Origin of the sequence: Taibaiella soli, from assembly GCF_003236175.1 — a bacterium.
Classification (GTDB): Bacteria; Bacteroidota; Bacteroidia; order Chitinophagales; family Chitinophagaceae; genus QKTW01.
The window spans coordinates 188996-211465 of the sequence record NZ_QKTW01000017.1 but is presented as its reverse complement, the minus strand read 5'-3'; the positions used below and the strand labels follow the sequence as shown (position 1 = coordinate 211465).

The following is a 22470-nucleotide window of genomic DNA, read 5'->3' as shown; positions in this document are numbered from 1 at the left end:
ACAATAACAGATGCTCATTTATCTAAATAGCTTTACGCGGTGAAGATCCGGGCATTCTTTTTCTTTTTTTCTTTACTGTTTTATTTCTCAGATTCAATTTATGCACAAGGTATTGAGGCTAGATTTGCGTCTTCTGTAGTGCTTGTAGACAATGCCGGGTCTATTCTTTTCAACACATTAAGCGTTGCTAATAAAAGTGATGATACTGCTCGTTTTCATTTTGTGCCTGTGGAAACTTCTATTCGGTTGTTTAATGCAAAAGTTCTAACAGTTGCGCCGCATGCTTCTGCATTGCAGGTAGTAAAATGCATGTTGCCACGGCAGGATCTGTATGCGGGTTTTCCCGTCTATTTATGGATTATTTCAGATAAGGGAGATACTGCGATCGCTCAGTTTAAAATCGATATGGCTTTACAGCGAAATGTTCAGATGAACACGACGGAGCTTTCGCCTGTTATTAATAATCTGAAAGAAACATTACATGTGCCGGTGCTTGTTCGTAATAAAGGCAATACTTCTGAGCATTTATCACTATACGCCGGAGATGGACCAAACTGGATTACGGAACAGCACGAATTGTTTTTTTCGCTCCCTGCGTATACGGATACTACTGTGACAGTCGACTACCATTTTCAGAAGAGGGAAAATAGCAATAGTGTATACGAAGAACAATCACTCGCAATTGATCTGCGCGATAGCAGCAATGCTTCTGTAACGGCAATAAACATCCGGCCGGTTATCGTAACAAATAATCTGGAATTACAACAGAATGTCACTGCGGCTTTAGATAATTATGCTGCTGTACAGTTTTATCACAATGGTATGAATGTAAATACCCAGGAATATCAGGTAGCTTATAATAAAGCCGCAACTGAAAACGGGGTTGTGCTCTCGATGGATGCATATAATGCAGGCGCTCATCAGCCGCTAACCTTGATGAATACCTACATTGGCTACAAACAAGGGATGGTCACGACACGCGCAGGACTGATGAATATTTGGGGTGAATTACCAATTTACGGACAAGGCGGCAATGTAACCATCGGTGATAGCAAACGTTTTATTGGGGTCAGTTATCTTTACAATGCAAACTCATATCTGCTCGGCGATCAGAATGCACCAGGCAATAATACACGTAGCCTCTATGCTGCGGGCGGTTTCGATCTTTCAGGTCAGACTTCGGTAAATGGATCATTCCTGCATCAATGGAATAATCCCATTTATAAAGATCTCTATTTAGGTGGCGTAGGTTTTAAATGGCAGCCTGATTTGCGACAGTCTGTAGAGGCTTCGTTTTTCGGGAATACGGGAGAATTATTTAGCGGCCACGAACAAGGCGCTGCCGCGCGCCTAAGGTGGCGGATGCACAAATCACGTTGGCAGCTGTTTTCAGACAACTATTACAGTACGCCGGAATATGCAGGACTAATGAAGAAAACAATGCAGTTTTCGGAACTTATTAATTATCTCTTCTCCGGAAATACAGATAGCTGGGGCCTTGGTATGGTTGCAAATTATGTAAACAGTGATCCCTATACCTACAATGTAACAGGTATTATTGCGCACAATCTTCAGGAAAACGGACAGTATGGGGTCAATATATTTAAGACAGCCGGGAAGTATTCTTTCCGTTTTATGCCATACTATTCCAGCCAGAAGACACAATTCTCGAATAGTCCGTTTTATGAATTAAACGGCTTTTATACAGCGCTTGACATGGGCTATAACAGCCTTCGGTTTTCTATTGGCGGTTCGCTGACCACAGCTTTAAGTTATGTTCAAAATCAAGTGCCTGCCCGAAATGATAATGACCGTCCGGTAAGATTGCAATTGCAGGCACGATATAAGTTCTTTTACATACAGGGTCTGGTTCAAAACCATGCTTTCTTTGCAACAGATCTGATTCAGGAAGCCACAACCGGCAAGCCGTTTTCAATGTATAGCGTTGGGCCTGGTGTCCGTGTTCCGCTGCTGCAACAGAAACTTGAATTGTCGGCAAACTATAACCTGCAGTATTGGGCTGGTAATCCTCTTCCTTACCAATACGTATCGGGGTCTGTAGTGGCGAATTTGTTTCAGAACTGGCAACTAACTGGTAGTTGTTCGTATTCATTTACCAATGGTATTGCCTACCAGGATATTCGTGTAGGCGTTCGCTTCTTATTTCATCGCCCGGCTGATTTTTTTGTGCAGAAAAAATCAATGATTTTTTTCAATGATGCGAATCAAAATGGGAAAAGAGATCAGGGGGAGGCACTACTGAAAGGTATCGTATATGGGAGCAATCAGCAGATGGCTCAATCGGACGCTGACGGACGTATCAAAATTTCACATTACACTGATCAGCGTAACAATGATCTGGGTATTATAAATGGGAATGGCTATTTGCCGGTAAGACAGATCGACCAGCTGATGTTTAAGGGAACGAAGAAGTTTATTCCAATGTATAAACTCGGTGTAGTGTCGGGGAAGGTTAGTCTTTCTATTCCTAAATATTATACACGAACGGTAAGCGCAGCGGGTCTTCCATTGATTTTTACCAATGAGAGCGGAAAAGATTTTACATGTTATGTGATGACGGATGGATCTTTTAACGTTTCGCTTCCTGCGGGTAAATACGAGGTTAAAATTTCAGCCGAGTTCAGCGATATTTTTCAGTTAAAGCAAGAGAAGGTAACAGTAACGCCACAGAAAATAGAATCTGTAAACCTTGAAGTGAAGTACAAAACTGCACAAATGATAGATGTGATTCAGTTTACGGGAAAAAAATAACGTTGTAGCAGTGTGTCGTTTTTTAATCGTTAATCGTCAGATCATTTGTTGTCTTCCGTTCCATAGCTATACTTGCAATCTTGTATGGTGTTTTTATCCAGATATCGGATTTGATATTCCGCAGGCAGATTAGAGTTGATTATCTCTATGATTTCATCCAGCTGTGGCAGATAATAATGATGTAAGTCTATTCTTTTTTGTTTGCTATTATGTTCGAAGCTTAAAAAATACTCGTTGCCACTCGTTATCATGATACAGTAGTTGCAATAATAGTCTTTAAGTGTGTCCATTGGAATTCGGTTGATACTTGCAATCGTCGATTCTCTATTTTCCAGCGGTCTCAGGTAAACAGTTTTAATAGCAGTATCAGAAAGTCCTTTTTTTGCTATCTGTATAGATGAGTCCGTCAACGAATAAGTGGTAGCTCCTTCGAAAATATATGCTGCATGATTGTAGGTAGTGAGCGAAATCCGGAATGCCCCCGGTTTTGCAACATTAGTCTGTCCTGAAGCTATTGATGCATATAATGTGCCGAGAAAAGCCAGCATAATTTTCATAAGATATGGCTGCAGATTTACCATTTTTAAAAATAACAAGTTTCTACAGAAACCTCTGCATCATCGTACATTTGCCGTAGAACTACAAACCCATGAAGCGGCATGTCCTGATTGTTTTTCTTTTATTGGTGGTTGGTGTTGTCAATGCACAGACCTGGACTGGTGTGATTACCGACGACAATACAAAATTGCCATTGGGTGGTGTGACCGTTTATAACCGGAGCAGTAAAGAGTTATCAACCTCAGAGATTAACGGTGCTTATGCAATAAAAGCGGCAGCTGGTGATACGGTCATTTTTGTCCTTCGGGGCTATATGCTGGAAAAACGCACCGGCGCTTTGCTGGAGAAATCTGGAAATGTCCTGCTTATGCCAACGGCCCATATGTTGGATGAAGTAGTGATAGAATCGCCTTATCTCAAATACCGTCGTGATTCCGCAGAAGAAAGACTTATTTATCATAAGACAATAAAAGATGCCCGGCAGCGGCCAAAGTTTGACGGGAGTTCAGGAATTGCTATCAATGGTGGTTTTACCTGGCTGGCAAATCATATTTCCGGACGGTCAAAGAAATACAAACATTTTGTAGGGATGGTAAAGAATGATGAACAGGCGAAATATGTTTCCATCGTCTACAATCAGGATAAGGTGATTGCACTGACACATGCCAGCGATAGTCTGGCGGCGATATTTATTGCTAGCACACCAATGCCGTATGATTTTGCGCATACAGCCAGCTCATTGGAGTTGAGTATGTGGATACGGGAACATTTCCGCGAGTTCTGCAAGCCTAAACCTGTAGGAATCACACGACCGTTTGCGCAATAGCTGTCTATCGTAAATTTTAGGGTATTAGGTTAATAGATCTGGCTTTATTGTTGCCTTGGCTGTGTGAAAGACGCTGGCAATACTGGATTTGTATTCAGCGAATAGCCTAAAGCTGATTAAAGTACTTATACAGTGATTTACCTTAAAGAATGATATTGACGTCTACTGTAATTCTTCATTTGTCTAGGGTTATGTTTTAGAGATGTACAGGAAGCTTTCTGGAGCCTACGGTAATTTGACAATGATATACGGTGACGTTGTATGATTGTACGGTAAGTTATAAGGAGCTTACGGTAAGCTAACAATCGTCTACGGTAATGCTTTAGAGATATGCGGTAATAGCTTAAGAGTATACTGTAAGTTGTGAGAAGCTTACTGCGATTCGTGTGCAGCTTATAGTAAGCTGTTAGAAACGTTCTGTACCGTGTTTGAAGTCTATGGTTCTAGTTTAATTATTTCTATTGTGGGCGCATTTTGAATGGCTTTAAAAATATCTTGCGTTGATTAGTAATGATTTATCGCCGTACTTGTTAATGCATTGCATAAGAACTTAAAAAATGGCACAGTTGTTGGTTTACTTTCTCAAAATATACCACACATGCCAGGTACAAATTCAGAGACAGGACATTATAAGAATGTCGCAAATTTTCAGGGCCTTATTCACTTTTGTGAATCGCTGGGTACTGCTTATCAGCCCAGCCGGCCGGATATGATTATACCGCAGCTCAAGGAGTATTATAATAAGGCGGTCGCGATTATGGAGCAGGTAACTAACGCGGAGATTATGCAGTCTCAGTCCAGACAGAATCGGAATAACTTATTTGAAGACACGAAGAAACTAGCGGCTAGAGCCAGCAATACGCTTGAAATAGCCAATCCTGCGTCTACTGCAATCAAGACAAGCAAATATTATATTGCTAAAATCAGAGGCCGGCGCCTGGGTGTAGTTACACCTGGCACTGAAGCAACGAAAGCAGAAGATGCACCTAAAACCAGATCTGTCAGTCAAACGAGTTATGATGCCACTATTACTCATTTTGAAAAGCTGATCGGTGCTATTCTTACTGAACCGGGTTATGCGCCAAACGAAGCTGATATCACAATCTCCGGATTACAAAAGCGTCTGGCTGAATTGAAGGAGGTTAATCAGGAGACAGTACGTGTGACCGGCCAGTTAAAACTGCTCATTTCCCAGCGAGATCAGATGCTCTACACACCCATGACCGGACTCAATGCAGTGGCCTTATCGGTAAAACAATATATCAAGGTTGTCTACGGTGCCGGTAGCAATGAGCTAAGAGCGGCAAATATGTTTAGTTTTAGAAAGGTGGGAAATTGATAGTTAATAAATGATTGTTGCGTAACAATAGATCTGCCCATTATTCGAAAGAAGAACGATGATGTGATGATCTGAGCGGGGGAAGGAAAGCTGCTCGCTCTTAGTATAAGAAAATCCGGCCGGGTCACTTGAACGCAATGTACAGGTGACCCGGCCGGATCGTATTATGGATTGTTTGATCCTGGTGTTTTTATTTATGCTAATTACTCCAACTTCCGATATTCGAATGGCCCCAATGATCTGGATTGGCGTATTTGAAATCGAGTTTGTAGCGTTCCGGTATTTCTGTAAGGAAAGAACCTGTTTCATAAGAAGGGAAAATCTCTTCATAAGTCAGCATTGACTGAAAAGAAATACGTCTGTAAATATGTGAGCGCGTTATATTTTCTTTTCTGTCGAGGCCGGATGCGCCCAACAGTTCCACCATGGTTTTTACGGTGTTTTTATGGAAGTTGGCAACTCTTGTTTTCTTATCTTCCACTACTAGTCCTACTGTGAGTTTAGGATCTTGTGTAGCCACGCCAACAGGGCATTTATTGGTGTTACATAACAGCGCCTGGATACATCCTACAGCCATCATCATAGCGCGTGCAGAATAGCAGGCATCTGCGCCAAGTGCCAATGCACGTACTATATGGAAGCCACTTACTACTTTACCGGAGGCAAGTATTTTGATGTGTTTGCGGATATCCAGTCCGGTAAGAATGTTGTGTACAAAATCAAGTCCGTCAAGCAGCGGTGCACCCACATAATTTGAAAACTCCTGCGGTGCTGCACCTGTACCACCTTCGGCGCCGTCTACAGTAATAAAATCAGGATAGATATCCAGTTCTATCATCGCTTTGCAAATGCCGATAAACTCACTCTTATGCCCAATGCATAGTTTAAACCCAATTGGTTTGCCTTCCGACAGCACTCTCAGGTGTTGTATGAATTGGACCATTTCTCTTGGTGTATTAAACGCTTTGTGATATGGCGGTGAAGCGACAACCGTATAAGGTTTTATATGCCTGATCGCTGCGATTTCAGGCGTGTTTTTGGAAGCCGGAAGAATACCGCCGTGTCCGGGTTTTGCACCTTGCGATATCTTTATCTCAATCATTTTCACCTGTGGCAGTCTTGCTTTTTCACGAAACAGATTCTCATCAAAATTGCCATCTGCAGTGCGGCAGCCGAAATAACCGGTTCCTATCTGCCAGATGATATCGCCGCCATGTTTTAAATGCGAAGGACTTAATCCACCTTCGCCAGTGTTGTGCGCAAACCCGCCGATTTTAGCGCCGGCATTCATTGCTTCAACCGCATTAGAGCTAAGCGAACCAAAGCTCATTGCGGAGATATTATAGACGCTGCAAGAGTAAGGCTGTGCGCAGGCCTTGTTGCCGACAGTTACTCTCGGGTTATGATCCAGTAACTCAAAATCTTTCGGCGCTATGGAATGGCACATCCATTCATAGCCTTCAGAATATACATCGAGCTGGGTGCCGAAAGGCATGGTGTCATTTTCTTCTTTTGCCCTTTGGTAGATGGTAGAACGGTCAATACGGTTAATTGGCCGGCCATCGATATCAGACTCGATAAAATACTGATAGATTTTCGGACGCAGCTCTTCCATTAAAAAACGTAATCTGCCGAATACCGGATATATCCGCATAATAGAATGTTTCGTCTGAAACATATCGTAGTAGCCGAGCCCGGTGAGGCAGAGTACTATTGCGAAGAGAATGTACCAGTTAGGACTTAAATAAACACCTAAACAAAATATCACAAGCAGTGTTAAGGCCGAGAAGATGATGAAGCTTTTTCTCATGTTTTTTTATTTATAGCCAGCGATCATTAAGCAATCTGTCGACTATTCCAGCTCCAAACTTAGGATTTTCAGACGAGTTGCGTGAAAAACAAAATCTTATGTCGATTAAAAATAACTGTTGGTAGACAGCCCCTTCGAAGGGCATCATAGAACCGCTAAAATTCCTGTTATCGTTGTTTTAACTACAACGACCATTGTTTTGGTTACTTCCGGGGCTTTGAGCGTGGCCAAATTTGCAGTGTCAAAAGTTTAATCATTAAAAGCAAGAAAAATGGACACGCAAAAAGTATGGCTCGTAACAGGAGCGTCGAAAGGATTAGGATTATCCTTGGTAAAAACATTATTGAATAAAGGCTATAAAGTAGCTGCAACTTCCAGAACGGTTGAAAGTCTGGAAAAAGAAGTAGGAATAACTGCAAACTTTCTTCCATTGGAAGTCAACCTGGCAGATGAAAAGAGTGTAGCTAATGCCATCGCTGAAACATTGGAAACATTCGGCGCCATTGATGTGGTCGTAAATAATGCCGGCTATGGACAGTGGGGTACTTTAGAAGAACTGAGCGATAGTGAAATCCGCCGCAACTTTGATGTAAACGTGTTTGGTGCGTTGAACACAATCAGAAGCGTTATGCCGCATTTTCGTGGTAGAAAATCCGGGCATATCATTAATATAGCTTCCATTGGTGGTTTTGTCGGAACTTTTTCTGGCTTCGGCGCTTATTTTGCTACAAAATTTGCAATGGTTGGCTTCACCGAAGCTTTATCCGCAGAAGTAAAGGAATTTGGTATTCATGCAACGGTTGTATATCCAGGGTATTTCCGCACGAATTTCTTAGATGAAGGTTCCATTCGCTTTTCGGAAAATTCAATTGATGCGTACACATCGGCCAGAAATACAGAACAGTGGCATAATACAGAGATGAATGGCAAGCAGATAGGTGATCCTGACAAAGCAGCTATTGCATTCATTCAACTAGCCGAAAGTAAAAATCCACCATTGCATTTCTTTATGGGAAGCGATGCTTTTGGAATGGCCCACGGCAAAATTGAAGTGTTGCAAAATGAATTGGCAGCCAACGAAAGCTTGAGCAAATCAACAGATTTTTAATTTTAACCCAAAAGCGATAGGACTGCAAATGTTTTATCGCTTTTCCTAATTTTGAAGCAGGCAATGGAACGTAGAAAAATTCATAGATTCAATACCATCGGGGAGTTTCACAGAATGTCCGGACTGCCAAAACCTGAACATCCTTTGGTTAGCCTGGTGGACTATGGTTTGGTGACTTATCAGACTGATGAAAAGGAAATGACCTGGATTCAGGAATTTTATTCTATCGGGCTAAAACGATATATGCCGAAGGGCAAGTTGCGCTACGGACAACAATCATATGATTTCGATGAAGGCTTATTATCGTTTATTGCACCCGGACAAGTGATGCAGCTGGAGCTGGATGAGCCGGAAGTAAAACCAACCGGCTGGCTGTTGCTGATTCATCCTGATTTTCTTTGGAAAACTTCTCTGGCAAAAAATATCAGACAATATGATTTCTTTGGTTACGCTGTAAACGAAGCGCTTTTCCTTTCAGAAAAAGAAGAGATTATTGTTACGGATATTATGAAAAGTATTCAACGGGAATACACTGCTAATATTGATAAGTTCAGCCAAAACATCATCATTGCGCAGATAGAACTGCTGCTGAATTATTGCGAGCGTTTTTATCAGCGTCAATTCATTACCCGGAAGAAAAATAGTCATCAGATACTGGAAAGATTAGAAACCATATTGGAGCAATATTTTAATGAGGATAATCTGGTCGCCAAAGGTCTGCCAACCGCTCAGAATATTGCCAGTTCGCTAAATGTATCGCCCAATTATCTGGGAAGCCTGCTCAAAGCATTGACGGGGCAGACGACGCAACAGCATATCCACAACAAGCTCATTGAAAAAGCAAAAGAAAGGTTATCTACGACGAACTTGTCGGTTAGTGAGATCGCTTATGAATTAGGATTTGAGCATCCGCAATCATTCAGTAAATTATTCAAGACGAAGACAAATATTTCACCGCTGGAGTTTAGACAGTCGTTTAATTAAATTCGAAGAAATGTAGTTGGTTGGAATGAAATCTTCGGCTTAAATACCCCTTCTTTTGTCGCGAATGGCCTTCATAATGCTTCATGCTTGTTCTTATTTTTGGTGTATGCTTTAAACTAAAATTATCAACATGAGAACGGTAACATTTGCTATGAATATAAGCCTGGACGGCTATTGTGATCACACGATTTTCAATCCGACCGAAGAACTGATGGATTATTATACTGCACTAATGGATGATGTTGATCTGCTTTTTTATGGTCGGGTGATGTATCAGCTGATGTTTCCCTACTGGGCCGATGTTGCCCGGGATAAGAGTGGCACACCTGGTGAAAACAGATTTGCCGAAAGACTTACGGCTATTGACAGAATTGTTGTTTCAAGGTCGCTGCAAAGTGCGGATGAAAAAGCAAGGATTGTGCGTAAGGATCCCGCAGGTGAATTGCTTAAACTAAAACAACTGCCGGGTGAAAGGATTTCAGTAGACAGCGTAATCATGCTTCCGGAATTAATAACTGCCAATCTTATTGATGAATTTTATTTTGTGGTCCATCCTGTGATTATGGGTAATGGGCGGCACTTGCTTGATGTGGGCAGCCTTCAGCAGAAGTTGAATTTAAAGCTGATTGATACCCGGCATTTTGATTCGGGAAGTGTAGCGATTCATTTGCAGCAGTAGGGCTGGATGTTGCTTGCATTTGTTACGCTGACTATTCGGTGCACATACACAAAAGAGGATGATAATCAGACGACTTCGAGTTCATCTGACCGTTATTCTCTAAACAAACTTTCATCGCCTTGATTTATCTGTGTCGATTCTCATCGGCTATCGAATTCCCTTACTTTTTTTATGCCAAAAAAAGTAAGCAAAAAAGGGCAGCCTAAGCCAGATCACTCCGTGGCTTAGGCGGTCGCCCGATCAACTAAGTGCTACTGTGCTGCCAAGCTAAGAGCCTTGAAATTCAACTCGGTTTCTAATAGTGTCACTCGCACGGACGGGCCTACGCAGTCAGCATCCCTTATTATCTCGGGATATTCCTTTGTCTGGATGAAATGGGTTGTTAATTCACCATCAGCAAATCAGCAGCAATCTATATGTTCCATCATTTTCCAAAGGCGCACGGTGTAGACTGGGAGGAACCGGGCTGTCCGGATGATCGCAGGCGAGCCGCCATAGGTTGCCTATGCCTAAGTTTATAAGGTCTGCATCTGGTTTTGCCTGATAATGCAGATCAAAGAAATGTTCTGTTAAGAATGATTCAAAACCGTCTTCCGGTCCATCGTACAGTTTCCTGAGTTCAGCACGTATCTCCGGAATTAATATTTTCTGCTCGCCTTGTTCATTAGGTAATATTTCACTTGCTGCACCATAATAGGTGCATAAGATAGTATCAGTTGGAATGGGTGCACGATCTACATGAAAAGAATAAACATCAGTGGGAAAAAACGGAAGACTATCATCCCGGTCATAGTGTTTGATCACATTGAGTACTGGCGAAGCGCCATGATCAGTCAACAATTTTAGGTCGTTTAAAAGGATGTTACGCGCAATCTGACCCTGTTCGCTCAACTCAAGTGCACGCAGTTGTTCCGGTTCAATTTCAGTAATATTCCCGTCTAGTGTCACCTTGTTTATAATCTCAGAGAAATCACCTGACAGGTCGCGGGACCAGCAAATTGCGTTAATAGTCCCATGAAATGGCTGCGCAACAAAGTCCTCGAAATTGGAGACATGCTGAACGTGTTTCGCTGCAGGAGATAAATCGGTCATAAGCGGCAATATAAATTCTTTTGCCCGCGAAGTACGGCTATTTTTCCATTTACAAACCGGGATTTTCAAAACTGAATCACCGGTTCGGATAAATCATGATATAAGAGAATCTGCCAGTGTTCCGCTTTTGCCTGCGCTTCCCATTGTATCCGCCACTGCATGGCTTTTTTACCATCATAGTCCGTTTTGTAGGCTACATGCATATCGAAGTATCTGCTTTGCGGCAGATTGTCAGCGCCATAGAAAATGATTTTCCCTTCTGATTGTATCCGGAAGACCTGATGAAATGGCGTGTGGCCCCCTGTTACCACATAATTGATCTCCGGAGTGATAGCACCTTCATTTGCATCCATCCAGACGATGTCTGCATAATTGATGAGAAAATTTAGTCGCACAAAGTCAAACGACGGACTATCTGTTTTGGTCAATGCATATTCATATTCTCTGCGTTGTATATAGATTTTGCTCTGTGGAAAGGCAAGTCGCAGTCCGTTTTCATCATCAATGACCAGTCCGTTTATGTGATCTTTGTGCAGGTGTGAAAGCAATACTTTACTGATTGACTCGGGTGAAACATGTGCTTCTTTCAGATTGTCGAACAATTTTAAATGTCCGTTTTCCAGCCAGCCGACACCTGCATCGAGCAAGATGTTTTCATCATTGGTCATTACTAAAAACGGCTGTACTGCCATACGAATACCTTCAGATTCGTCATTGTCCTCCAGCACACTAAACTCTTTGGTTTTGCTCACCAGAAAGTTTCCTTCTTTCAGCGGAATGATCCTCATAATTTTTGTTCTTTAGAGATGGTCAGTAAACAGGCTACCGCGATCAATGCCATCAGCGAAATGGTATAAACCGACCAGTTTGTTGCGTGCAGCAAATAGCCAGAGCTACTGCCCACAATACCAGAACCGGTGTAATAAAACAACCAGTATAACGAAGTGGCCGCACTTTTTCCTTCTACTGCGTAGATTGCAACCATACGACTGGCCATGGTGTGCGCTGCAAAAAACGCAGTTGTGAGCAGGCCAAGTCCGGTGATGGTAAGCGCGAGATTGTCAAAGATCATCAGGCCAACGCCCAATAGAAATAACAGTAAAAATCCGCGTAAGACCTGTCGTAGTTTATAATGCTCTGAAAGTTTGCGGGCGATGATGGCGCCAACGACACCAAATGCGTACATCAAAAAGATAAAGGCAATCCAGTAATGATTTAATGAAAATGGTTTTGCTTCCAGCCGGAATGTAAGATAGTTGTAGACGCTTACGAAGGTGCCGACCATTAGTCCGCCGATAATGAAAAGCGGCAACATCAAAGAGTTGCTGATAAATCCTTTCATTTGTTTCAGCTTAAAACGCACCGGTATTGATTGCGGCTGAAAGAGTTGGCTTTCGGGAAAAAACTTCCAGAACAAGAGTCCGAGAAACAGACTTTCGATACCAATCAGCAAAACGGCATTCCGCCAGCCGAAAGCACCGGCAAAGATGATCGCTAATATTCTGCCGCTCATGCCGCCAATGGTATTGCCGTTTAAATACATGCTGATCGCCAGGCCTATTACAGAGAATTCTACTTCTTCAGTGAGATAAGCCAACGCCACAGAGGAAACGCCGGCAAGCACAAAGCCTTTCATAAGTCCGAGTGTAATCAGCAGGGACAAACTCTGAATTTGAAAGGAAATAATCGTCAGGATTGCAGAAGCGATCAGTGCAAAAGACATTTGTTTCTTTCGGGAGAAACTGTCCGCTTTTAGTCCGAAAAAGAAAAGGCCGAGTGCCATACCAATCGTTGCAGAGGAAACCAGTAACGAACTATTACCTACGCTGGTACCAAAATGTTGGGCAACGGTTGGCAGCAATGGCTGAAAAAGATAAAGCTGCGCGAATACAGAAAGGCCCGACAGGAAAATGCAAAACTTGATTTTTTTGAAACGTGCGCTTTGTCTGGTAGCTCGCTCAGTTGTAATACGTATGTCCGGTTTGTCTTTGGTTATATCGACCGTTAAATTGCTCATGTTATGTGGTCAACCCTTCGGAATAAGTTCCGGATAATCGACAACACAAAATTCCATCTAAATCCTAAATTTGAAAAACGGTATTTTTCGATCGTAATCATCGGTAAAAACGATTTGAGATGGAGCTAAGACAATTACGTTATTTTCTGAAAGCTAAAGAGTTGCTGAATTTTACAGAGGCAGCACATGCGTTGAATATCAGCCAGAGTACGTTGTCTCAGCAGATCAAACAACTAGAAGATCAGATCAGGGTTCCCTTGTTTAACCGGATAGGAAAGCGGATTTCACTGACAGAAGCAGGTACTTTATTTGCAGAATATGCGTTGCAAAGTGTAAATAGGGCAGATGACGGTTTATTGCTGCTGGAGGATCTCAATAATCTAAAAACGGGCAAGATCAATATCGGAGTCACTTTTGCGCTGCGCAATGTGTTGACCAAAACGCTGATTCTTTTTGCGCAGCAATATCCTAAAGTGAAAGTTTGCATTGTATTTGGCACTTCAGACGAACTGATTGAAAAGCTGAGTGCAGCAGAGCTTGATCTCGTATTGACGTTTAAAGAAGATAGCAAGGATACTCAGTTCAGGCAAGAACTGCTGTTTAGTTCGCCCTTGACGCTGGTCGCCGCTGAGCGGACAGGACTAGCGTCCCGCCGTTCCATTTCGCTGGAAGAAATTACCCGTTTGCCATTGGCCTTGCCAGCCACGGGATACAGTACCACACGATTTATCACAGAAGCGTTTAAACGTAAAGGTCTGCACCCGGATGTCTCTATTGAGATCAATGATATTCCGACATTGTTGGCCATTGTGAAGACAGGCAGCTGGCATACCATATTGACGAAGGTCAGCGTAGTGGATCAGGACTTGATCACGATTCCGATTGAGGGAAAAAAGATGTCACGAAGTGCAATGGCCATCTGGTTAAATGATGCTTATCCTAAAAAAGCGATGCTCGCATTTTTGAAACTGCTGAAGGCGGAGAATAATTTATAAATGGTTGCCTTCAGTTTTATTATTCTTTTCGCGCGTTCGTTCGTTGGCATGTTTTTTTATCATGATCAGGGAACTTGATAGAATTAATACCGATATTATTATTAAATCAGAACCCGTAAATAGCAAAATAGCCGATGGAAACCTGTACCAGACTTATGTTGATCAATGATGACGCGATGTTTAATTATTCGCATAAAAAGACCCTGGCGGAATACCGTTATACACTGCAGGTAGAGGAATTTACAAACGCCCGCGAAGCATTGATGTTTGTGCGGGAAGCGGTATTTCCGGGACCGTGCGTTATTCTGCTCGATATAAATATGCCGGCAATGGTGGGCTGGACATTTCTCGAAGAATTGGAGCGGATAAATGATCCGGCGATGTCAAAGTTTAAAGTGGTTATGTTGTCCTCGTCCGTTAGTTCTAGCGATGTAATGAAGGCATCACAGTATAAAAATGTTTGCGGATATTTAATCAATCCGCTCAATATAGAAATGCTCAACGATATACTATTGCGGAACGGAATATTACTGGCCCGTGAGTTAAAAAGGAACGGTTGAGCGACCGTTCCTCTTTAATTCTCTTTTGTGCCCCGGATGTAAGATCTCGCAACATTGATCATTTCTTTTTCCGGTTGGGCAGTGACCCGATGTATGCTGTTAGAGCTTCTTGTTTTTTCGGCGAAATGCGGGTTATCGGCTGCAGCAGCACCCAGTTGTCGTTTTCTTTTTTTAATAAGCAGACAGCTCCGGATTCATCGGTAACCACACAAATATCAGGTTCATTGTTGGAGCGATAGAATGTGAAATCGTATTCATTTTCTATGCCATTGCCCGGCGTTGGTAGTTCCGGAGTTGGTGGCGCTTCGTGCGGTACGGCTTTTCTCGTTTGTTTTTTACCCGGCAGTTTTACCTTTTTTTCATCATAGTCGGGGATCATTGTATTGATGGTTCTCGATAAATCGCCCATCAGCACATCTTCTTCAATCGCGTATTTATCCTTGTATTTTTGCAACACAGTTCCACCCACAACTTTTTTAAATGCAAATCGTCCTTTTAGTTTTTCACCATGCAGTATAAACGAAAATGTTTTTTGGTCGATGCTTTCAATAAACTTTTGTTCCGCCGATTCTTTAGTGTCTGATTTGGTTATCTCATAAGTCCCTTCATCGAAAACAGTTTTTTTCGGAAGTTTTTTAACCGGAATATCATCAATTCTTTTTACCTCGCGGGCAAAGCGTACATCCAGTGTGGGCGCATAGTTGCTCGTCCACCGGATGAATTGGCCGTCTGCTTCCATGCAGATATGAAACTCCTTTTGATTGGCCTGATAAATAACGAATCGTGGTAAATTGCTTACGGGCATATTTTGAGCTATAGCCTTTGCTATTTCGTTATAAAATTACGGCTAAATCGCCTATTGAAATTTGGCTGCATCAATAAAATCCGTAGGCTTGAAAATGGTCTGATGTTTAACTTTTGGCTTCCCGGGCGATATTCCGTTATCAGAAATGATCAGGCTTGTTTGTAGATTAAGTACTAGTACCTGATCCAGGCGTCATTATCACCCGTGCAAAAAACGTGAAAACTACCCGTTGCATTGGGATTGCCCGCACAGTACTTTTATTTCGCAGGAAATTTTTTCTGTGCTCATGACAAAGGAAGTGAAGATGTCTCGCAGTCGGCAACATTGAGCCACAGTTCTGTGGATCCTATTCAAGCACAAACACACCATTTTAAACATCCATATGGACTTCGCTAAATTCATGAGCGTCATTAACGGCGTTACAGCACCACCCAATGATCATTTCCGGTCAACGCTGCAAAACATTATCCAGGCAGGCGATTCCGGCGTCAAGACCAGTTTTTTTAATTCCGTTCCAGAGTCCGCTTACGTTACCGCGTCAAAAACAGTTTATGGAACCGCTTTCTCCGAATTCTCCGTAAAGTACATCAGTTTTGTGCTGTCAACCATTTCCAGCTGGTCGTTTAACGCAACCGTTTCTTCTGCCAGCAGTGGGCAGATGGTGCAATGGCTAGATACAAATGGCAAGACTATCGGCGCAAATCTGGTAGTTGATTATTTGAATAAGCCCGACAAGCTGGCGCCATTTTTCGCAGACACAAAGACAGCGGCCGATATTATCCTTGCAGGTGCTGCTTCTGAAACATTCTTTACGGGGTTTGTGCTGCAATGCCAGACCGCAGGATCCAGTCTTCCTGTGTACGTTTTTTTACAAGTATTCGGTTCTATGACGAATGGCGATGCACGTTTCCGGCGTTTGACTGCTGAATGGAGCAAAAGCAATCGCTGGTCGGAATTTGAACGCTTTGGTGAGTATAAATGGTTTGATGGCATCAAGCCTTCTTTCGCGCAGAATGGTACTATATTCAATGTCATTAATGAACCTTTGGTACAGGCATGTAACGTAGCGTCAGATACTTATTTTACCAAAATCAAACATTATCCCAGTCAGGGAGGCTCCGGTGGTTCACGAGGCTCCAGCTATGAAGAACATTGGAAACGCACGGTATACGGAGTTTCTGTAAGCAACTGGCTGAATTCTGCTAATGGTCCTTCTAAGTATAACATCAAAACGTCTTCGGGTCCTAACAATACAGTAGAAACCTGTACCGATGCGGGTGGCAGCGGCGAAAGCGGTGGCGGTTGTATGATCCGTGGCACACAAATATTGTATGCGGATGGTACATACGGTGCTATTGAAGCCATCGCTGAGCGCGACAGACTTTATGCAATTGATGGCAGCGTTGCAGAATGTTCGGCTGAGTTATTGTGCAGCAACGAGATCACAGAGCTTTATGCTATCAATGATGACGAGCCGTTTATGACGTTCGAGCACGCTGTATACACCGATAACGGATGGCGCAGCCTTGCACCGCGGATGTCTATGGCATTGAATCCTGATCTTGAAATCGGGTTTCTGCGCACCGGCGATGTGATCTGGAAAATTGATTCAGTTGAAGATGGACAGGTCACTTACCGGAAAGAAGTGGTAACGAAAATAGAAACACGGAAATTTAAAATGGGTGAAGCACCCCCGGGTTTTGTATTTCATATCCGCAACGGACACCGCTCTTATCATGCCAATGGGTATTGTTGCCTGGCAGGCTATCCGCAAATAACAACTGGTTTCGTGACCAGCAATATGCTTTCGAATATGAATCATCAGGAACAGGAAGCATTTACTACACTGATCCGCACTAACGAATCATTATTTAAAAAAGCGCTGGGAACAAATGTGATGGATGCATTCCTCCGGGTTTTAAAACAACCCGCTGCCATAGCGTCAAGATCAGCTCATACAAATAACCTTGGAAAAATAAATCACCAATTCATGTCTACAAAAGAAAAAATTGTTCCGCAGCTTGTCATCAGCACAAGTGATGCGCAGGAGCTGCCACCAGCTTTCGAAAAGATGACACTGATCAACGGTCATCTGTTTATTAACGGCGAACCGACAGATTCCCATATCGACGGGAAGTTCATCCACTGGCACAGAACGCATGCAGACGGACAGGATGAGATCGGAAGCATTAAATTAATGCATAACGGTCTGGTGGGAAAAGGCACCGTTCAGTTTGAAGGGAAACAAATTAGTTTTAACGCAACTGGCCTCATCGATTACACCACCACTTATAAGGATGAAGCAGAATCAAAAAACTGGTTTCATTTTGACATGGGCTTTGTGGAAGACGGGAAAGGAGGTTTTCATACAGTTGGTAAACTGATTGCTCCGGGTGATGAAAAGAAAACAACCGCGCTCAATAAAGCCTCTAAGATTGCATTTTCTATTGTGCAGGATAAAACAGCCAACGTGTTGCATGCTACGATAGAAATTGATCCAAATTACTGTGCGTTGCGTCAATCTCAATTTGTCGCCGCAGAATTTGATTTTTCACTCGATTATCGGGGTTTCAACGGTTTCCTGTATGATTATGATTCGTCTGAAACCAATAATCGTGGTACAGCGTATGAATTATCCGGCGCCTGCAACAATTTCGCCGCACTGCAGACAATGCTTGAAAACATATGGCAGCAGCAAAATCATACGAACGAAACACCACTGCTCAAGCAGAATGCACAAGTATTGTCTCAGCAGTTAAGCGAGGCGAAAGCTTTGTCAGCCAGCATTGGTCTTTCCATAAATGAGTTGTTTACATTGCCAACGCCAGATTTGCAGACCGTGCACGAAGAAAGTTTTGCGAAGCTGAAAAATCTGATGCTGTATTCTGTAGATGATCAGTGGCTGAAATGGTTTGGCCAGTCAAGACCAAAAGTGGATGGTATAACGCTGACGCAGGCAGATGTAGACGTACTGAAAGACCCCGACGTAAAGCCGTTTCTGGTCAACAGATTTGCTGTGGGTTACCTTACGCAGGCTTTCGCTCAGAGTAAAGATCCGAATATCGAAGCCAAATTTAAGCAGTTGGCAAATGTAGATACCAAGATGAATTATTTCTGGAAAGGCACGGATAATAGTAGTTTTCCAAAAGAGAAAGGCTACAACATTGCTACGTCCAGACTGATGAGCAATACCTATGCACAAAGTGTGCCGGGACTGCAGCCGTATCTCGCGAAGGATGCTGCGGGCTGGGCTAAAAAGCTATATGAGTTTTGTACGGCTGAACCTACACTGACCGGGTTGGCTATTCAGAATACACTCGACGGCCGTGCACGTATCACGCATCTTTCCTCACTGTTGTATGCACTGGATCCTTCCACTAAAGTAGACGTGGGTGGCGATACTAAAGTTTCTTACAGCACGGCGCTGTACGAAAAAATCGTGTCGACCCGGTTGAATTTTGTGACCACGCGTGCTACCGCAAGCACCAACAAAGATTTTGTAAGCTTCCTTACCGAATATTTCAGACAGTATTTCAATGCATTATTGGCGGGCGATAAATGGGCGGATAACATCAGGGCAGAAGCCTTGAAAGATCTGAAGGAGCTCATGGACCAGTTTGAAGTAGACAATGTCAATGCGCTGGTGAGTGCAATGGGGACTGTTATTACTGATGCGGTAACTGCAATGCGCAAATTTTCAGATCTGCCGATAGCAGCCCGTATCAATCAGTGGGCAAATGATAATCCTAAAGTCCGCGCCATCGGTACAGCGCTTACTATGGCTGTTTATGGCTTCGCGATCGTTGAATCCATACAGTCTTTCCTGAAATGGGAAGCGCTGACGCCAGAACAAAAAACACTCAGCATTACTACGGTATTGGATACTTCCTTCTCCATGTTTAGTGATTTGGCATCTTATAGAGCTGCACAATTAATCAGCAAAGCTGATGCAGAAATTTCAGAAGTGGTAGAGGCAATCAGAATTCTGGACGGTGCGCAAAGCGAAGTGAAATACATGAGTTTTGCAAACAGGGTAGCAAGTTATGATCCTGCAGTTGCAGGCATGGAATCTCCGGCATTGTCGCGCGGTGGTATTGCGGCCGGCGAAGCGGTGGCAGAAGCGGAGGATATTGCTGCGGCGTCTGTGCGCTGGACAAAAATTTCGAAAGTAGCCAGTGGTTTTGCAAGAGGTATGACGATTATCGCATTGGGGGCGGCCTGTGTCGTTTCCGGATTTGAAGTGGCTAAAGATTTTGCATCTGGCCAGCCGGTTTCTATCAAAGTGCTGGATATACTTTCGGTGGTCGCTAACGGTGTTGCTTTCCTTGCTGAAGCAGGCGCGGGTATTGCCGCACTGGCCGGTATTGAAGTTTGCTCGGCGATACCGGTGGTAGGCGTCGTTGCGGCCGTAGTCGGTATAGGTGTTGCAATTGCACTGATATTTATTCACCGTACACCACCGCCAACGCCGGAAGAGGATTTTGTGGAAAATCATTGCAAATCGTTTATCAATGCATTGAAGATGCCAACGACTGAGTGGCTTGCAGAACAGAAAAAGCTGACGGAGCACCTGAACAACAAGCCAAAGCTGAAAGCGGTACCGGTTGTGGATGCTGCGGTTGCAGGTAATGTATAGGCTCCACTAAAATGAATCAGCATCATCGCTGCTTAAAACAACAAGGATCACCGTTGCGTGATCCTTGTTGTTTTTTATCTTGTGTAGTCACAGCAACTCTTCAGAATATGTGTGGCATAATCAGTCATTTTCTCGACAGACGTTGAAGCACCGTCCGCCAGCCATTTGAAGAGCATCCGCACGACAGCACCGGCAGCGGCTTCTGCTTTATAACGGGCTGTTTGCAGCTCCGCGCGACTGGCACGGCGCGGCAATTGTTTTTTCAGCCGTTCATAAATCTGTGCGGCACACAATTCTGCGAAATGATTGCTTATTAGTTCAATGCTTTTTGTTCTTGCCAGGGCTTTTGCAAGCGCGAGATGTTCTTTCGTGTGCTGGAACAGATAAGATACGTTCACACCCCATGGATAATTGTCAGGATCGTCATCTGGCATCTCTATCAATGCCTGCTGAAAGTTAATGTTGCCGACCAGCAGTTGCTCCTTGCTTTCATAGTGACTGTAAAAGGTACTGCGTCCTACATTCGCCCGGTCAATGATCTCCCGAATGGTGATGGCGTCATAGCCTTTCTCCATTATCAATTCTATAAGTGCTGCGGCAAGCTGCTTTTTTGTTTTCTGCGTCCGACGGTCATTCTTTAATTCAGTTTTCATTTCTGGACTTTTTAAGTGATTTGTTCAGTATTGGTCATTTAACAGGAATTGTACCTAGGCCGAGCGGTCGATACCCATTTAAATTTGTAAAACGAAACAAATGTTCGGTATCTGACAATAGTATAAAATTAGTATGGAACAGAAAAACGGATTTAAAGCGCTGGATAAATCACTGTATTGGACAGGCGGGCTATATCTGCTTACGGCCTTTCATCATTATTACGGCTCTGTAGTATATGGCACACCCTGGAGAGCGCATGTCGTATTGCTCGGTGGAATGACCTTCTTGCTTTGCCTGTTGTTGGCCTGGCAGTATCGCAGATCGGGTAAGAAATTATGGCTGTATAGTTATCTCATCATTGCCGTGCTTATGTTTGGGACAGGCATTGGATTGTTTGAAGGTTTGTATAATCACGTGGTGAAAAATCTGCTGTACTTCGCAGGCATGAACCGTGACAGCTGGCGTATTATGTTTCCCGCACCGGCTTATGAAGTGCCTGAAAACTTTCTGTTTGAAGCCTCAGGTGTGCTACAGTTTGTAGTTGGGATAGGACAGATTCGCAGTGTATACAAAACATATCAATCCTTTAAAAAATAGAACGATGAGCCTATTGTCGCGTTTGTTGCTCGCTTTACATCTTTGCGGATTGGTGCTTATGGCAGGTGCTACGGTAACAGACTATATTAGTTTTAAAACTTTTTGCAGCATGAGCGCAGCGGGTGATAGTCACGCTCAAGGTCTGTTGCCGTTGATGGGACGATACGGTGGATTAGTGCGTACAGGTGCTGTGATACTTATTTTTACCGGTATAATCATGGTGACGATAAACAATAGTTTATGGGATGAAATTTGGTTTAAGATCAAATTAGCGCTGGCCATTTTGCTCGTGTTAAATGGCGTTTTTATCGGCAACAGCTTAGGTATGAAGTTTCGGAAAATGGCATCGGGTAATTTTATTCCCGGAGGGCAGGAGCGTCATATCAGCATGCAGCTAAACCGTTTTTATCTGGCTCAGCTGACCCTTTTTATCTTGATTATCTTTGTGAGTATAGTCCGACCCGGTAAAAAATAATACTAAAACACCATGAGAATTATGATCCCTCAGTTTGTTGCGCTGGTGGCCACAGGCTTGTTGGCAGGCGCGTTTATTTATGGCCTGCTGAATGTGGTGCCAACGTTTTACGAAGTACCGCTAAACGTACATCTCGCTTACCGCACGCAGTTGATGAAGCACAATAGCATTACGATGCAATCGGTGATGATCGCTTCTGTTATAACTCCTTTCTGGTATGCAATTGTTGTTCGTTTGTCAGTGCCGGCCACAGTGTTTGCCGTAATTTCCGGGTTATTGGCGCTCACAAGTCTGTTGGTAACGCGTTTTGGAAATGTACCGATCAATCAGTTGATAAGGCGCTGGTCGTCAGGCGATATACCTGCGAATTGGGCTGATATCCTGCGTGCCTGGGATCATTTTAACCTCCTGCGATCAATGGCTGCGTTGGGCTGTTTTGTATCGTTTATCGCTGCAACCATTGTAAACCGTGTTGGCAGATAAATTGTAATCCGTTGCGGCAAAGTAAAAATCTCCTTCATTGATAGTACGACTAAGCTGGTTGATCAATCGGCTATCTTGCC

19 protein-coding genes are annotated in these 22470 nt (G+C 43.3%); 12 read left to right on the top strand and 7 right to left on the bottom strand.

What is annotated here, in order from left to right; translation table 11 throughout:
- Positions 1-39: 39 nt before the first annotated feature.
- Positions 40-2772, top strand: a complete 2733-nt coding sequence (locus DN068_RS12415; protein ID WP_110999252.1) for a hypothetical protein — start codon at positions 40-42, stop codon at positions 2770-2772.
- Between the two features lie 41 nt (positions 2773-2813).
- Here DN068_RS12415 and DN068_RS12410 read toward each other — a convergent pair whose 3' ends face one another.
- Positions 2814-3329: a hypothetical protein gene (locus tag DN068_RS12410; protein ID WP_123985335.1), complete on the bottom strand. Its 516-nt coding sequence runs from the start codon at positions 3327-3329 to the stop codon at positions 2814-2816.
- A 92-nt stretch (positions 3330-3421) separates the two neighbouring features.
- Here DN068_RS12410 and DN068_RS12405 point away from each other — a divergent pair, with 92 nt between their 5' ends.
- Positions 3422-4156 (top strand): carboxypeptidase-like regulatory domain-containing protein, encoded by a 735-nt coding sequence (locus tag DN068_RS12405; protein ID WP_110999250.1) that lies wholly within the window; start codon positions 3422-3424, stop codon positions 4154-4156.
- Between the two features lie 598 nt (positions 4157-4754).
- Positions 4755-5495 (top strand): hypothetical protein, encoded by a 741-nt coding sequence (locus DN068_RS12400; RefSeq protein ID WP_110999249.1) that lies wholly within the window; start codon positions 4755-4757, stop codon positions 5493-5495.
- A gap of 199 nt (positions 5496-5694) precedes the next feature.
- Here the strand turns inward: DN068_RS12400 and DN068_RS12395 are convergent, their stop codons facing one another.
- A complete protein-coding gene (locus DN068_RS12395; RefSeq protein ID WP_110999248.1) occupies positions 5695-7305 on the bottom strand; it encodes an FMN-binding glutamate synthase family protein in 1611 nt (536 codons plus the stop codon).
- A gap of 271 nt (positions 7306-7576) precedes the next feature.
- Between DN068_RS12395 and DN068_RS12390 the strand changes: the two genes are divergently transcribed.
- From DN068_RS12390 to DN068_RS12380, 3 genes are all read left to right on the top strand, one after another.
- Positions 7577-8413 carry an SDR family NAD(P)-dependent oxidoreductase gene (locus DN068_RS12390; RefSeq protein ID WP_110999247.1) on the top strand — a complete coding sequence of 279 codons (837 nt, stop codon included), beginning with the start codon at positions 7577-7579 and terminating at the stop codon, positions 8411-8413.
- Positions 8414-8476: 63 nt separating this feature from the next.
- Positions 8477-9397 (top strand): helix-turn-helix domain-containing protein, encoded by a 921-nt coding sequence (locus DN068_RS12385; RefSeq protein ID WP_110999246.1) that lies wholly within the window; start codon positions 8477-8479, stop codon positions 9395-9397.
- 130 nt (positions 9398-9527) lie between these two features.
- Positions 9528-10076 (top strand): dihydrofolate reductase family protein, encoded by a 549-nt coding sequence (locus DN068_RS12380; protein ID WP_110999245.1) that lies wholly within the window; start codon positions 9528-9530, stop codon positions 10074-10076.
- 393 nt (positions 10077-10469) lie between these two features.
- On the opposite strand, the gene DN068_RS12375 is transcribed toward DN068_RS12380, so the two are convergent.
- The 3 genes from DN068_RS12375 to DN068_RS12365 all read right to left on the bottom strand — a co-directional run bounded on the left by DN068_RS12375 (position 10470) and on the right by DN068_RS12365 (position 13185).
- A complete protein-coding gene (locus DN068_RS12375; RefSeq protein WP_110999359.1) occupies positions 10470-11168 on the bottom strand; it encodes a DUF1826 domain-containing protein in 699 nt (232 codons plus the stop codon).
- Positions 11169-11233: 65 nt separating this feature from the next.
- Positions 11234-11956, bottom strand: a complete 723-nt coding sequence (locus DN068_RS12370) for an MBL fold metallo-hydrolase (RefSeq protein WP_110999244.1) — start codon at positions 11954-11956, stop codon at positions 11234-11236.
- Positions 11953-13185 carry an MFS transporter gene (locus tag DN068_RS12365; protein WP_110999243.1) on the bottom strand — a complete coding sequence of 411 codons (1233 nt, stop codon included), beginning with the start codon at positions 13183-13185 and terminating at the stop codon, positions 11953-11955. Before DN068_RS12365 ends, DN068_RS12370 begins: the two co-directional genes overlap by 4 nt.
- Positions 13186-13304: 119 nt before the next feature.
- On the opposite strand from DN068_RS12365, the gene DN068_RS12360 reads away from it, so the two are divergent.
- Both DN068_RS12360 and DN068_RS12355 read left to right on the top strand, forming a co-directional pair.
- Positions 13305-14180, top strand: coding sequence for a LysR substrate-binding domain-containing protein (locus DN068_RS12360; RefSeq protein ID WP_110999242.1), 876 nt, complete (start codon positions 13305-13307; stop codon positions 14178-14180).
- A gap of 134 nt (positions 14181-14314) precedes the next feature.
- Positions 14315-14740, top strand: a complete 426-nt coding sequence (locus tag DN068_RS12355) for a response regulator (protein WP_110999241.1) — start codon at positions 14315-14317, stop codon at positions 14738-14740.
- Positions 14741-14798: 58 nt separating this feature from the next.
- On the opposite strand, the gene DN068_RS12350 is transcribed toward DN068_RS12355, so the two are convergent.
- Positions 14799-15545: a hypothetical protein gene (locus tag DN068_RS12350; protein WP_123985334.1), complete on the bottom strand. Its 747-nt coding sequence runs from the start codon at positions 15543-15545 to the stop codon at positions 14799-14801.
- A 382-nt stretch (positions 15546-15927) separates the two neighbouring features.
- Between DN068_RS12350 and DN068_RS12345 the strand changes: the two genes are divergently transcribed.
- Positions 15928-20181: a hypothetical protein gene (locus tag DN068_RS12345; protein WP_123985333.1), complete on the top strand. Its 4254-nt coding sequence runs from the start codon at positions 15928-15930 to the stop codon at positions 20179-20181.
- A 74-nt stretch (positions 20182-20255) separates the two neighbouring features.
- Here the strand turns inward: DN068_RS12345 and DN068_RS22450 are convergent, their stop codons facing one another.
- On the bottom strand, positions 20256-20834 hold the full coding sequence (locus tag DN068_RS22450; protein WP_110999238.1) for a TetR/AcrR family transcriptional regulator: 579 nt from the start codon (positions 20832-20834) through the stop codon (positions 20256-20258).
- Between the two features lie 133 nt (positions 20835-20967).
- On the opposite strand from DN068_RS22450, the gene DN068_RS12335 reads away from it, so the two are divergent.
- The 3 genes from DN068_RS12335 to DN068_RS12325 are packed head-to-tail and all read left to right on the top strand — an operon-like array spanning position 20968 to position 22390.
- Positions 20968-21432 (top strand): hypothetical protein, encoded by a 465-nt coding sequence (locus DN068_RS12335; protein WP_110999237.1) that lies wholly within the window; start codon positions 20968-20970, stop codon positions 21430-21432.
- Positions 21433-21436: 4 nt separating this feature from the next.
- Complete coding sequence (locus tag DN068_RS12330; protein WP_123985332.1) at positions 21437-21907, top strand: hypothetical protein; 471 nt, start codon at positions 21437-21439, stop codon at positions 21905-21907.
- A 12-nt stretch (positions 21908-21919) separates the two neighbouring features.
- Entirely contained in the window at positions 21920-22390 is a 471-nt protein-coding gene (locus tag DN068_RS12325; protein WP_110999235.1) for a DUF1772 domain-containing protein, read from the top strand.
- The last annotated feature ends 80 nt before the right edge of the window (positions 22391-22470 follow it).